This is a genomic window from Mesorhizobium argentiipisi (SeqCode), from assembly GCF_037179585.1.
In the GTDB taxonomy this organism is placed as follows: Bacteria; Pseudomonadota; Alphaproteobacteria; order Rhizobiales; family Rhizobiaceae; genus Mesorhizobium; species Mesorhizobium argentiipisi.
In genome coordinates, this window is record NZ_JAPYKO010000014.1 from 70,394 (window position 1) to 83,144 (window position 12,751).

General features: G+C 64.1%; 13 protein-coding genes. 7 read left to right on the forward strand and 6 right to left on the reverse strand.

From position 1 onward, the window contains the following. Window position 1: 1 nt before the first annotated feature. Window positions 2–304, reverse strand: coding sequence for an ArsR/SmtB family transcription factor (locus O7A05_RS19745; RefSeq protein WP_320250914.1), 303 nt, complete (start codon window positions 302–304; stop codon window positions 2–4). Window positions 305–354: 50 nt separating this feature from the next. Here O7A05_RS19745 and O7A05_RS19750 point away from each other — a divergent pair, with 50 nt between their 5' ends. Together O7A05_RS19750 and O7A05_RS19755 are read left to right on the forward strand one after the other, a co-directional pair. Continuing rightward, window positions 355–1,296 (forward strand): threonine/serine dehydratase, encoded by a 942-nt coding sequence (locus O7A05_RS19750; RefSeq protein ID WP_337094660.1) that lies wholly within the window; start codon window positions 355–357, stop codon window positions 1,294–1,296. Window positions 1,297–1,410: 114 nt separating this feature from the next. Then, window positions 1,411–4,038, forward strand: a complete 2,628-nt coding sequence (locus O7A05_RS19755) for a TIGR02302 family protein (RefSeq protein WP_337094661.1) — start codon at window positions 1,411–1,413, stop codon at window positions 4,036–4,038. Window positions 4,039–4,073: 35 nt separating this feature from the next. Here O7A05_RS19755 and O7A05_RS19760 read toward each other — a convergent pair whose 3' ends face one another. After that, on the reverse strand, window positions 4,074–4,946 hold the full coding sequence (locus O7A05_RS19760) for a LysR family transcriptional regulator (protein ID WP_337094662.1): 873 nt from the start codon (window positions 4,944–4,946) through the stop codon (window positions 4,074–4,076). A gap of 72 nt (window positions 4,947–5,018) precedes the next feature. Here O7A05_RS19760 and O7A05_RS19765 point away from each other — a divergent pair, with 72 nt between their 5' ends. Continuing rightward, entirely contained in the window at window positions 5,019–6,041 is a 1,023-nt protein-coding gene (locus tag O7A05_RS19765; RefSeq protein WP_337094663.1) for a permease, read from the forward strand. 52 nt (window positions 6,042–6,093) lie between these two features. On the opposite strand, the gene O7A05_RS19770 is transcribed toward O7A05_RS19765, so the two are convergent. Continuing rightward, window positions 6,094–6,978, reverse strand: a complete 885-nt coding sequence (locus tag O7A05_RS19770) for a LysR family transcriptional regulator (RefSeq protein ID WP_337094664.1) — start codon at window positions 6,976–6,978, stop codon at window positions 6,094–6,096. 188 nt (window positions 6,979–7,166) lie between these two features. On the opposite strand from O7A05_RS19770, the gene O7A05_RS19775 reads away from it, so the two are divergent. Next, window positions 7,167–8,132 carry a DMT family transporter gene (locus O7A05_RS19775; protein WP_337094665.1) on the forward strand — a complete coding sequence of 322 codons (966 nt, stop codon included), beginning with the start codon at window positions 7,167–7,169 and terminating at the stop codon, window positions 8,130–8,132. Here O7A05_RS19775 and O7A05_RS19780 read toward each other — a convergent pair. From O7A05_RS19780 to O7A05_RS19790, 3 genes are all read right to left on the reverse strand, one after another. Next, window positions 8,115–8,486, reverse strand: a complete 372-nt coding sequence (locus O7A05_RS19780; protein ID WP_337094666.1) for a response regulator — start codon at window positions 8,484–8,486, stop codon at window positions 8,115–8,117. The two genes, O7A05_RS19775 and O7A05_RS19780, sit on opposite strands and share 18 nt — an antisense overlap. Before the next feature lie 81 nt (window positions 8,487–8,567). Further along, complete coding sequence (hpt, locus tag O7A05_RS19785) at window positions 8,568–9,110, reverse strand: hypoxanthine phosphoribosyltransferase (protein ID WP_095767471.1); 543 nt, start codon at window positions 9,108–9,110, stop codon at window positions 8,568–8,570. 242 nt (window positions 9,111–9,352) lie between these two features. Further along, window positions 9,353–9,982: a hypothetical protein gene (locus O7A05_RS19790; RefSeq protein WP_337094667.1), complete on the reverse strand. Its 630-nt coding sequence runs from the start codon at window positions 9,980–9,982 to the stop codon at window positions 9,353–9,355. 180 nt (window positions 9,983–10,162) lie between these two features. Here O7A05_RS19790 and ftsE point away from each other — a divergent pair, with 180 nt between their 5' ends. The 3 genes from ftsE (at window position 10,163) to O7A05_RS19805 (ending at window position 12,687) form a co-directional block, all read left to right on the forward strand. After that, on the forward strand, window positions 10,163–10,822 hold the full coding sequence (ftsE, locus tag O7A05_RS19795) for a cell division ATP-binding protein FtsE (protein ID WP_337094668.1): 660 nt from the start codon (window positions 10,163–10,165) through the stop codon (window positions 10,820–10,822). Further along, a complete protein-coding gene (locus O7A05_RS19800; RefSeq protein WP_337094669.1) occupies window positions 10,815–11,801 on the forward strand; it encodes a cell division protein FtsX in 987 nt (328 codons plus the stop codon). The genes ftsE and O7A05_RS19800 overlap by 8 nt, the downstream gene beginning before the upstream one ends. Before the next feature lie 211 nt (window positions 11,802–12,012). Beyond that, window positions 12,013–12,687: a YdcF family protein gene (locus O7A05_RS19805; protein ID WP_415927031.1), complete on the forward strand. Its 675-nt coding sequence runs from the start codon at window positions 12,013–12,015 to the stop codon at window positions 12,685–12,687. Window positions 12,688–12,751: the final 64 nt, after the last annotated feature.

A 12,751-nucleotide genomic window follows, 5' to 3' on the forward strand; every position in this document is an offset into this window, starting at 1 on the left:
GCTAGATCTTCTCTTGGATCAGCGCCTTGGCTTCGGCGATCCGCCCCTCGTCGCGGCGATAGAAAATCCATTGCTTGGTGCGCTTGGTGCTGAGCAGGCCGGCCTGGGTCAGCACGCGCATATGCTCGCTGAGCGTCGCCTGGGTGATGCCGAGCTTTTCGGCGATCAGCAGCGCGCAGACGCCGTCCTCCACCAGATCGCCATCGGCCTGGCGCGGAAAATGTGCGCGGGGATCCTTGAGCCAATCGAGGATCTGCAACCTGCGCTCATTGGCAAATGCCTTGAAGATGTCGACCTCTTGCATTTAGCCATTTTGCTAAGTTACTAATTGAAGTCAACCCTGAGGAGCAGGCCATGTTGAACACCAGGACGATCACGCGCGAACGCATCGCCGCCGTGGAGCCGCGCATCCGCCCCTATGTCCGCCACACGCCCGTGATGCGCGTCGACATGGCGGATTTCGGCCGGCCCGCTTTCCCGGTCGACCTGAAGCTCGAATGCCTTCAGCATTCCGGATCGTTCAAGGCGCGTGGCGCCTTCACCAACCTGCTTGAACGCCAGGTGCCCGAAGCCGGCGTGGTCGCCGCGTCCGGCGGCAATCATGGCGCGGCCGTCGCCTACGCCGCCGTGAAGCTCGGGCACAAGGCAATCATCTTCGTGCCCGAAGTCAGTCCGCCGGCGAAGCTCGCGCGCATTCGCGGCTACGGCGCCGAGCTGGTGGTCGGCGGCGCCCGCTATGCCGAAGCGCTGGCCGCCAGCGAAGACTTCGCCGCCAGGACCGGCGCCCTGCAGGTGCACGCCTTCAACCAGGAGGAAACGCTGCTCGGCCAGGGCACGCTCGGTCTGGAGATCGAGGCCGACCTGCCCGAGATCGACACGCTGCTGGTCGCGGTCGGCGGCGGCGGCCTGATCGGTGGCATCGCCGCCTGGTTCGCTGGCCGCATCCGCATCGTCGCCATCGAGCCCGAGGGAGCGCCGACGCTTTACCGTGCCCTGGAGGCCGGAGAGCCGGTCGATGCGCCCGCCGAGGGCATTGCAGCCGATTCGCTGGCGCCGAAGCGCGTCGGCGAGATGATGTTCCCGATCGCCGAAGCCTTCGTCGAGCGATCGATCCTGGTGAGCGACGACGATATCGTCGCGGCGCAGAAGGCGCTGTGGGACCGTGTGCGAATCATCGCCGAACCGGGCGGCGCCGCGGCCTTCGCCGCCATGCTTTCCGGACGCTATGTGCCGGCGGAAGGCGAGCGCGTGGCGGTCCTCGTCTGCGGTTCCAACACGAATCCCGCCAGTTTCTGATCATAACCCGGCCAAACCGCTTCACGATTTTGGAACCCGCCTCGCCTTTGCCGTGTTTGTTGGTATCCTTCTCCTGATGACGTCCGGGCTATCGTGCCTGGGCAGGAAGGGCCGATGACCGAACGACCCATTTCCAGCGGCGAACGCGGCCCGGCCAGCGATGGACGTGGCCTGGCCGGGCGCCTGGCGCTCAGCCGATTGGCGACGCGGGCCTCGATACTCTTCGAGCGCACCTGGCCGCTCGTGCTGCCATTGCTGGTCGTCGCCAGCCTATTCCTCAGCTTTTCATGGTTCGGTCTGTTCCCGCGTCTGCCGGACACGGTCCGCTTCGGCCTTCTGATCCTGTTCGCGCTGGCCGCGGTCGCGGCGCTCTATCCGCTTCGCTTCTTCCGCATGCCCTCGGCAGCCGAGATTGACCGGCGCATCGAGGCGGCGAACGAATTGCTGCACAGCCCGGTGCAGGTGCAGACCGACCGGCCGAGCGGGGCCGAGAGCATCTTCTCGCAGGCGCTATGGCGCGAGCACCAGAAGCGCATGGCCGAGCGGCTTTCGAGCCTCGGCGCCGACCGGCCGCGCACCCGCGTGCCGGACTATGACCGCTGGGGCCTGCGCGCCGTGGCGGGGCTGCTGTTCGTCACCGCTTTGGCCTTCTCCTTCGGACCCTTTGGCGGCAGGGTCAGCGACGCTTTTGTCGCCCGCGCCGCGCACGATGCCGTGCCGCCGCGCATCGACGCCTGGGTGACGCCGCCCGCCTATACCGGCAAAGCGCCGCTGTTCCTGACGGCCGACGCCAACCAGGCCGTTCAGACCTTTTCCGTGCCGCAAGGCAGCGACGTTTCGCTGCGCGTCACCGGCGGCTCGGGCGAGGAAACACTGAGCTATGCCGATCAAGGCGGCAATGATCGCGCCATCGAGCCCGCGGCGTCCCCCATAGCACCCAAGGGGACCGCGCCCGCCGCCGCCAGCCAGACGGCACCAAAGGTGCGCCAGTTCTCCGGCAAGCTGAACGCCAACGGCACGCTGACACTGAAATCCGGCGATAGCGATCTCGGCCACTGGGCCTTTGCCGTCATTCCAGACAAACCGCCGACGATCCGCTTCCTCGGCGAGCCGAAGCGCGCCGTCAACGGCGCTATGGAGCTGAATTACGAGATCGCCGACGACTACGGCGCGGCCTCCGCCAAGGCGGTTTTTGAGCCGTCGGACCCGCCGGCGGCCAACGCGCATCCGCTTTACGGCCCGCCCGACATGCCGTTGACCCTGCCGCGCCGCGGCGGCAAGGCGAGCGCGGCCAAGACGACCAAGGACCTGACCGAACATGCCTGGGCCGGCAGCGACATCAAGCTGACGCTGAGCGTCACCGACGATGCCGGCCACACGGCGACCACCGAGACCAAGACAATGGTCATGCCCGAGCGGCCCTTCGCCAATCCGCTGGCCCGGGCGGTGATCGAACAGCGCCGGCTGCTGGCGCTCGACACCAATGCCAAGCCGCGCGTTCTCGACCTGATGGACGCGATCACGCTGCGGCCCGAGGACACGTTCGACAACATGTCGAACTACCTTGCCATCATGAGCGCACGGAGCCGGCTGAAGCTCTCCGAGAGCGACGATCAGCTGCGCAACGTCGTCTCTTATCTCTGGGAAATCGCGCTCGCCATCGAGGAAGGCAATCTGTCTGCCGCCGAGCGCCGGCTGCGCCAGGCGCAGCAGGCGTTGCAGGACGCCATCAAGAACGGCGCTGGCGATCAGGAGATCGAAAAGGCGATGAAGGAACTGCGCGAGGCGATGAACCAGTTCCTGCAGGAATTCGCCCAGCGCGCGCAACAGAATCCGAACGCGCCGCAGATGCAACAGAACGGCCGCGAGCTGCGCCAGAGCGATATCAACCGCATGATGGACCAGATCGAGAATCTGGCCAAATCGGGCGATCGCGACAAGGCGCAGCAGCTTCTCTCGGAGCTGCAGGACATGATGAACAACCTGCAGGCCGGCCGCCAGCAGCCGGGTGGCGAGCAGGACAGCGAGATGCGCCAGCAGATGGACAAGCTCGGCGATATCATGCGCCGCCAGCAGGAGATGATGAACGACACCTTCCGGCTGGACCAGATGCAGCGCGGACAGCGTGGCGAGGGCGGCGAGCAGCAGCAGCTTGGCGAGGATGGCGAACAGGGCCAGCTCAACGACCAGCAGCGGCCAGGCCCCGGTCAGGACCGCGATCCGCTAGGACGGCCGAAAATGTCGCCGAAGGATTTGGCCGACGCGCTGAAGCAGCTGCAGGAAGGCCAGGGCCAGTTGCAGAGCGAGCTCGACCAGTTGAAGAAAGGCCTCGAAGGCATGGGCATGGAGCCCAATGAGGGCTTCGGCGAGGCCGGCAAGTCGATGGGCAATGCCGAACAATCGCTTGGCCAGGGCGATGGCGACCAGGCCGTCGGCCACCAGGGCCGCGCGCTGGAGGCGCTGCGCCGCGGCGCCAAGGAAATGATGAAGCAGATGCAGGCCATGCAGGGCGACCAGGGCGGCAGCGAGCAAGGCGGCCGCCAGCAGGACGCCGATCGCGATCCGCTGGGACGGCCGCGCGCCACCAACGGCCCCGACGACGGCACTTCGGTCAAGGTTCCCGACGAGATCGACGTACAGCGCGCGCGCCAGATCCTCGACGCGATCCGCAAGCGGCTCGGCAACGCGCTCAGCCCCGATATCGAGCGCAGCTATCTCGAACGGCTGCTGGAACTGAAGTAAAGCTCACCCGTTCCGTTGCGCACCGTGGCGCACGGCTAACTTCCCTCGAATATCCGTGAGATGATTGCTGCCAATTTGTCGGCTAGGTGTCGAGGAGCTTTCGGTGAGCCGCTGAGCACCAGATGCGTTTCGCCTAGCTGAGGCAGCTTCTCATCGCTCAGCGCCCTGATCCGATCGGTCAGGGTGCTTTGCGGCAATACGCCGATCGCGACTCCCGCAGCAATCGCGGCCCGAACCCCTGAGACGCTCTGACTGGTGCAAACGATCTGATAGTCCAGTCCGGATTTCCGAAGGAGGTCGAGACAGCGCTCTCTCCACCAGCAAGCCTTGTCGAACAGCGCCACGGGCAGAGGTCGCCGGGTCTCGACACTGTGGAAAGCGGAGCCGGCCCACACGGCGCGCTCACTATGAACAACGACGTCGCCGTTCGAGACGCGCTCAGGCGAGTGCAAGGCGATATCCAATTCGCCGGCAGCGAGCGCATGCGGAAACTCCATGCTCGAACTGCATCGCACGAAAATTCGAGCGGCAGGCTCCTCCTCCGTAAAGGTGGCCAAAATAGACGGTAGAATCGTGTCGCCATATTCCTCGGGTATACCGAGTCGGACTTCCTCCTGGGCTGGCAACCCGCGCAGATCGGCCACCACCTGGTTCAGCATTTCTACGACATCGCGGGCGACGGGTAGTAAGCGCTCGCCAGCAGCAGTCATGGCAACTCCGCGCCCATGCCTCTCAAATACGCGTTGCCCGATGGCACTCTCCAGCTTCTGCACCTGGAGACTGACAGCGGACTGCGTTCGGAACAGGCGGGCTGCGCCGCCGCTAACGCTCCCTGCCTTGGCCACAGAGAGAAACGTACGCAGCAATTCGCTGTCCAGTTGAGCGCTTTTCCCATCGTCAATGCTCATAGCTGATATTTAAGCTATTCGTTTCACATATGGAAGACAGGCGATCTATAGATGCCACAAGAGAGTAATGCCGTGATCGTCACGCTCGCGAGGCTTCAACGAAAGAAACTCATCCTGACGACCGCCACTGCTGTTGCAGTCGCTGTAGCACTCACCTGGCCGCAAAGGGCCAATGAGACAGTCCACTTCGTCCTGCAGAGTTTCACGGACGTCGCGTTGATGATTGCAATCGGACTTGTTATCTCAGCATGGGCTGCGGCCAGTGGGGCGGCGACCCTTACAGCTCGCTGGTTCAAGGGCCGGCCCATCGCAACTGTTTTTATCGCATCGGCAATCGGCACCGTGATACCCGTATGCGGCGTGACGGTGCTGCCACTCACAACAGGGCTCCTTGCTTCGGGCGTTCCGCTTGCGCCCATTATGGCATTTTGGCTTTCCTCGCCTGTTACCGGACCGACCATGCTCACCGCGACCTGGGCGCTACTCGGCCCTGGATTCGCCATTGGAAAGTTGCTTGCGGCGTTTGCGCTAGGAGTCTTTTCAGGCGCGATGACAGCTCTGCTGGCCCGGACGCAGATGGTCCAAAACCCGTTGCGGACATCGGGCACCAGGCAGGTGGGACTGGGTGGCACATGCATGCCAACGGGCTTATCTTTCAGAATTTGGCGCGACCCGGCGCGTATGCGTGCATTTGGAGAAAATCTCGTTTCCACGACTAGAACCGTCGCGACTTGTTTGACGTTTGCCTTTTCGGCTGAATTCCTGCTGCGCGATCTTCTGCCGCCCGAGGTCCTCACCGCTTATGTCGGCGCAGACTCTCATTATGCCATCCCCCTTGCCGTGCTGGTCGGCGCACCGATGTATCTCGATGGTCTTGCGGCACTGCCTTTGGTTCAAGGTTTGCTTGCTCTCGGCATGTCACCCGGTGCGGCAATGGCGCTCCTCGTCTCAGGGGGCGCGGTGAGCATTTGGGGCGTCATGGCAGTCGCTTTGGTCCTCAGACCGGCAACGATCGTCATGTTCGTTGCGCTCGCGGTTTCCGGATCATTGGTCATTGGCTATGTCTTCCAGGCGCTCTGGACGCTTTTCTCGTGAGCACCGAAAGCCGCAGGGTGAGATGACCCGCCGGATTGAGCGCACTCCGGCTCTAAAGCCCGGCCGCCGCGCCCGTCTGCCGGGTCAGCATGAAGGCCTCGCGGATCGCGTTCTCCATGCCGTCGATCGCCTCGCCGGTCGCCAGCGGATTGCGATGCAGGACGACGTTCGAGGAATCGATGTCGCCGAAGCCGTCGGCGGCCGTCAGTTCGCGGCAATCTTGCGGGATGTTGCTGCGCGAGATCGGCGCGATCGCCAGGCCGGAAGTGACGGCGAGCGTCAGGCCGCCATTGGTGTCGCTGGTGTAGGCGACGCGGTAGTCGAGGCCGCGCTGCTGCAGCGACTTGATGGCGAAGTCGCGGCACCAGCCGTTGCGGCTGTAGAGCGCGATCGGCACCGGCCGTTCCTCATGCATGTGGTGCAGCGTCGATGTCACCCAAACCGTTGGGTCGTGCATCAGCACCTCGCCGCCGGAAGAGCCCTCCCATTCGAACACCACGGCGAGGTCGAGCTCGCCGGCCGCGAGCGCCCGCACCTGCGAATCCGAATGCGCGTAGCGCACCGTGACCTCGACGCGCGGATGCCGCTTGGCGAATTCGCCCAGCGCCCTCGACAGGATCGAACGTCCATATTCGGCCGGGATGCCGATGCGCACCAGCCCGCCGAGCGGCGGTGCCACCAGCGAGGCCGCCGTCTCGTCGAGTAGCGAGACGATCCGGCGCGCGTTGGCGATCAATTCGCCGCCGCGGCGCGTCAGCGCCACGCCGCGCGAGCCGCGCTCGAACAGATTGTCGCCGACCATGTCCTCCAGCTTCTTCATCTGCATGGACACGGCCGATTGCGTGCGCCCGGCTTTCTCCGCCGCACGTGTGAAATTACCGGTTTCGGCCACCGCCACGAAGGTGCGCAGGAGGTCGCTGTCGAGGACTGGTCGCATCGAGGTCGCCATAAGAAAAGTTGATTGCTGGCATCATTCCAATTCGTTTGCCAGATGTCAAACGCCGCAGGATAGTCACTACACCCATTGGATATGCGACCGCGAAATCGGTCGCGGACCAATCGAAGAGTCCTCACTCGTGCCCGCTGCCTGAAAACGGTAGCGGGTTCTTTTTCGCTGGATCGATCATGCAGAACCGGACGGTGCTTGGCATTTTGAGCCTCTGTCTCGGCGTGCTGGTCTTTTCGCTGCAGGATCCGCTGGTGAAGGCGGTGTCGGGCGGCTATCCGGTGACCGAGGTGATGGCGATCCGCGCCATCGTCGCGCTACCGATCCTGATCGTGCTCGTCCAGGCCGATGTCGGCCTAAAGGCGGTGCTGTCGAAGCGCTTCGGCATGCTGACGCTACGCGCCTTCATCCAGTTCTCGTCCTACACGGTCTATTATCTGGCGATCGCCGCCTTGCCGCTGGCCGATGCGGTGGCGCTCTATTTCATGGCGCCGCTGTTCATCATGGCGATGGCCGGTCCCTATCTCGGCGAGCGCGTCTCGTGGAAGACGCTGGCGACGGTGCTGATCGGGCTTGTCGGCGTGCTTGTGATGCTGCGTCCGGGCACCGGCGTGTTCGACTGGGCGGCGCTGCTGTCGCTGGGCTCGGCCTTCCTCTACGGCTTCTCGCAACTGATGGCGCGCCGCATCGGCGACACCGAATCGTCGACCGTGATGGCCTTCTATCAGAACGGCGCCTATCTCAGCGGCGCCATTGCCGTCGCGACCGTCTTCCACCTCGCCGGTATCACCCACGCCGCGCATCCGAGCGTCGAATTCCTGGTGCGGCCATGGGTGTGGCCGACAATGCCGGACTTCCTGAAGATGGCCGCCTGCGGCCTCGTCGCTTCCGCCGGCATGATCCTGTTGTCGCAGGCCTACCGGATGGCGCCGGCCAACCGCGTCGCCACCTTCGAATACACCGGCATCCTGTGGTCGCCGCTCTGGGGGTTCCTGTTCTTCGCCGAAGTGCCGCGTGAAACCACCGTGCTGGGCGCCGCACTGATCATCGGCGCCGGCCTGCTGGCACTCAGCGGCGGGCGTCGGCGAAGTGCCGCGCCGGCCGCCCCTGTTACTACCGATGCGGTCTCAAGCGAAGCAGCTTAAAGCCTTGCCTACGCGACCGCGGATCTCGGCAAGCGTGAACGGCTTCTGCACGACATCGAGGATGATGCCGTTGAGTTCCTCGGCGCGCTCGCGCTGATCGGCATAACCGGTCATCAGCATGATCCGCATCGTCGGAAACTCTCTCCCGGCGGCTGTCGCCATTTCGATGCCGTCCATTTCTGGCATGCGGATGTCGGACACCACGAGATCGAAACCGCCACGCGCCTGCCGGATCATGTCCAACCCCTGCGCGCCGTCGGTGGCGATGGTGACATTGTGGCCATCGCGCTCGAGTGCGCGGGCAGCGAGGGTACGGACGGACTCATCGTCCTCGACGATCAGAAGCTTTGCCATGCCGAGATAGATGCCGCCGAAATATTGATGTTTTCTGAAAATTCTAACGATCGGCAGCTTTTCGGAATGGCCCCCGCCTCCTCAGGCGTCGCCTTTCACCACACCGACAAACGGCAGCTCGCGGAACGCATGGGCGACATCCATGCCGTAGCCGACGACAAAATAGTCCGGGCAGTCGAAGCCGACATAGTCGGCGTTGAGCGAGGTCTGGCGGCGCATCCGCTTGTCCAACAGCACCGCGATGGCGCAGCTCTTGGCGCCGCGCGAAAGCATCAGGTCGCGGGTGTAGGAAAGCGTCTTGCCGGATTCCAGTATGTCGTCGATCAACAGCACGTCGCGGCCGGCGACCTCATTGTCGATGTCGCGGAGCACCCTGACCTCGCCGCTCGTGGTGCCGGCTCCGTAGCTGGAGATGAAGATGAACTCGACTTCCGGCGACAGGCCGACATCATGCATGGCGCGGATGAGATCGGCGGCGAAGACGAACGAGCCCTTGAGGATCGAGATCACCAGCAGGTCGTGGTAGTCGCGCCCGGCGATTTCCTTGGCAAGCTCGAGATTGCGGCGCGCGATCGCCGACGCCGAAAACAGGACCTCGATGTCCTTGCCGCGCACAACTGGCATCGTTTTTCCTTCAAAACCACCTAGGATGCCGGGCGCTAGGTGTGCCGAGATTCAGGTCAGGCCGAGTCGAGAACGATGGCTTTCGAGAACCGGAGCGGGGCCTACATTCAGTACGTGAGCACCGGCCTATGGCCATAGCCTCAATTTAACTGCCACGCCACTCCTAAGTGCTTCGGCCGGCGAAGGCCGGAAGCGCAGAAAGGCATCGTTTGCAGGGCGGCCTCACCTGAATATCGACACACCTAGCCGGCGAAGATTACGGAGACTGTCCTTACGCCGTCTTTAGGCACGTCGAGGCGGCTGGAAAAGCCGAATCTTTCGCCCGGGCCCAGCGAACGATTGGATGTCCCCAGCCTGTAGCGGATGGTGTTGGAGTTGTTGTCGGTGACGCGGATTTCGAGCGGCGGCAGCGTTTCCGACCTCATGCCGTCATTCGCGGCCTCGCCATCCACGAACAGCACCGGCTTCAAGCCCGACGCATCGATGCGCGACGTCACGCCGGAAATGGTGAGCGCGCTCGCCGGCGCGGCGGTCGCCCAGAAAGGGCTCTGCCGGACCAGCGCATGACCGCCCGACACCCAGAAGGAGACCAGCGCCACACCGATGCCGGCGATCCAGAACATTGGACCGCCGCGCGAGGACCGCGGCGGCGCGGCGTCCGGTTTGCGCAGCATGCCCATGCCTTCGATCGATGGCGTCGGCGGAATCTGCGGCGGGGGTGCTGCCGGTGCCGAGGCAAGACGCGGCAGCACCACGTAATCGGCATCGACGATATTGGCGGCATCGAAAATGGCGCGCTCCGGCGCGGCATTTGTTGCCGTACCGGTCATGATTTCGCCGGAAACAGGGCGCGCGGTTCTCTCGTCAGCCATTACGGCACCAGTGCAGTCTTCGTTTCTTTTGCGTAAACGGAATTGGTTAACGCTTCCCCACCGGAATGGCTTTGATGCACGCTGAGCATTACAAAATTAACCGCCGGTTAACCATGCCGGCCGATGGTCTGTTAAAGTAGATTGTGGCGCGTCGCCGCCGAGAGTTTCAGGTCGCCGAACGTGATCCGCTTCGAAAATGTCGGCCTCCGCTATGGCATGGGTCCGGAGATCCTCCGGGACATCTCCCTGCACATTCCGGAGCGCTCCTTCCAGTTCCTGAGCGGCCCTTCGGGAGCCGGCAAGACGACCTTGCTGCGCTTGCTGTTCATGTCGCTGAAGCCGACGCGCGGCCTGATCACCATCTTCGGCAAGGATCGCTCGCGCATTTCGCGCGGCGAACTGCCGCTGCTGCGCCGCCGCATCGGCGTGGTGTTCCAGGACTTCCGCCTGCTCGACCATATGACGACCTACGAGAATGTCGCGCTGCCGCTGCGCGTACGCGGGCGCGAGGAAGCGACCTACCGCACCGACGTCACCGAGCTTCTGAAATGGGTCGGCCTCGGCGACCGCATGCATGTGCTGCCGCCGGTGCTGTCCGGCGGCGAGAAGCAGCGCGCCGCGATTGCCCGGGCCTTGATCGAACAGCCGGAGATTCTGCTTGCCGACGAGCCGACCGGCAATGTCGATCCGCCGCTGGCGCGCCGGCTGCTCAGGCTGTTCATAGAGCTCAACCGGCTGGGCACCGCTGTGGTCATCGCCACCCACGACCTCGGCCTGATGGAGCAGGTCGATGCGCGCCGCATGATTCTGGCCAGTGGAAGGTTGGACGTCTATGACTGACCTTCCGGCCGATCACCTCCACGACGAAGCCGAGGCGCCGGTGACGGTCCGGCGTGTCCAGCGCAAGACGGCGCCGATCGTGCCGGCGCAGAACATCGCCGGACGGGCGCTGGTGCTGGTCATCGCCATCATGACCTTCCTGTCCTGCCTCACCTTCGGCGCGGTGACGCTGGTGCGCGATACGGCATCGGTCTGGGAGAACCAGATTTCGCGCGAGGCGACGATTCAGATCAAGCCGGCCGACGGTCTCGAAATGGAGGCGGCCCTTGCGCAGGCCTCGCAGATCGCCAGCGAGTTCCCCGGTGTAAAGGGGACCAAGATCATCGACCGCGACGCGACCGCTCGCCTTCTGGAACCATGGCTGGGCAGCGGTCTCAACATCGACGAATTGCCGGTGCCGCGCCTCATCATCGTCACCATCGACGAGGCCAGCCCGCCGGACTTCGCCGCCATGCGCGCCGCCATCACGCCGAAGATCCCTACCGCCTCGCTCGACGACCACCGCACCTGGGTCGACCGCCTGGTCGCCATGGCGCACACGACGGTGACGATCGGCATAGCCGTTCTGGTGCTGATGCTGTCGGCAACCGTGCTGACGGTGGTGTTCGCCACGCGCGGCGCCATGGCCGGCAACGGCCACATCATCGAGGTGCTGCATTTCGTCGGCGCCGAGGCGCGCTTCATCGCGCGAGAGTTCCGCTGGCATTTCCTGGTCACCGGCATGAAGGGCGCGGCCGCCGGCGGCGCCCTGGCGATCGCTGTCTTCATCGTATTTTCCTGGTGGTCGTCGCGCAACATGGCCACGCCACAGGCCGACCAGGCGACCGCTTTGTTCGGCAATTTCGCCATCGGTTCGGCCGGTTATGTCGGCGTCGGCCTGATGGTGCTGGTGATCGGCACGCTGACCGCGGCCACTTCGCATGCGACCGTCGTCGTCTATCTCAGCGACATCGACGTTCGCCAGCCGGATGCGGGCTGACCCATGAGATCAATCCGGAAAACAGCGCAAAGCGCTATATTCAAACAAGACAACGATCACAGGTGGGACACTTGCCGTAACGCAATGTGCGCCGTCCTGCCTATCAATAGCGGCATTTCGGAGTTAACCATTTAGAAGCTTTCAGGATTAACCGGGGATGATGGAAGCGCGGGATTCGATCGAGACGGCTGGACGGATGCCGGCGATGCGTATGCGCAGCGCTGCCTCCGCCGGGCTTGGTCGCCTGCGGCTCGCCTTGCGCGTCTGCGGTTTCGTGGTTCTCGCCACGCTGGTGCTTTTTGCCGGCGGCTTCGGCTGGTTTGCCGACAAGGTCAGCCATATGACGACTCCGGCCAATCCGGCCAGGGCCGATGCCATCATCGTGCTCACCGGCGGGCAGTCGCGGCTCGATGCGGCGATGGACCTGCTGGCCTCCGGCAAAGGCGAACGCTTGCTGATCAGCGGCGTCCATCCGTCGGCTACCAGGCGCCAACTGCAGGCGGCAATGGGCGGCGACAGGCAGCTCTTCTCCTGCTGCGTCGATATCGACCGCGCCGCGCTCGACACCATCGGCAACGCCGAGGAAAGCGCCAAATGGGTGGAGAACCACGCCTATGGCAGCATCATCATCGTCACCAACAACTACCACATGCCGCGCAGCCTGCTCGAGATGGGCCGGCTGCTGCATGGCGCGCGCTTGGAGCCCTATCCGGTGGTCAACACCAACCTCGGCAATGGCGGCTGGCTGACCAAGCCGGAAGCGCTGCGCGTGCTGCTGACCGAATACAGCAAATATGTGCTGTCGCTGGCGCGCGGCTTCCTGCCGCTTCGCGCGACGCCCGAGGGCGTCACGCTGGCGGAAGCATCAACCGTGGTGAAGAACTAAAGCTTAGAGCGTTTCACGGAAACGGCGAACGCTCTATCTCTTTGGTTTGACGCAATTCCCGACG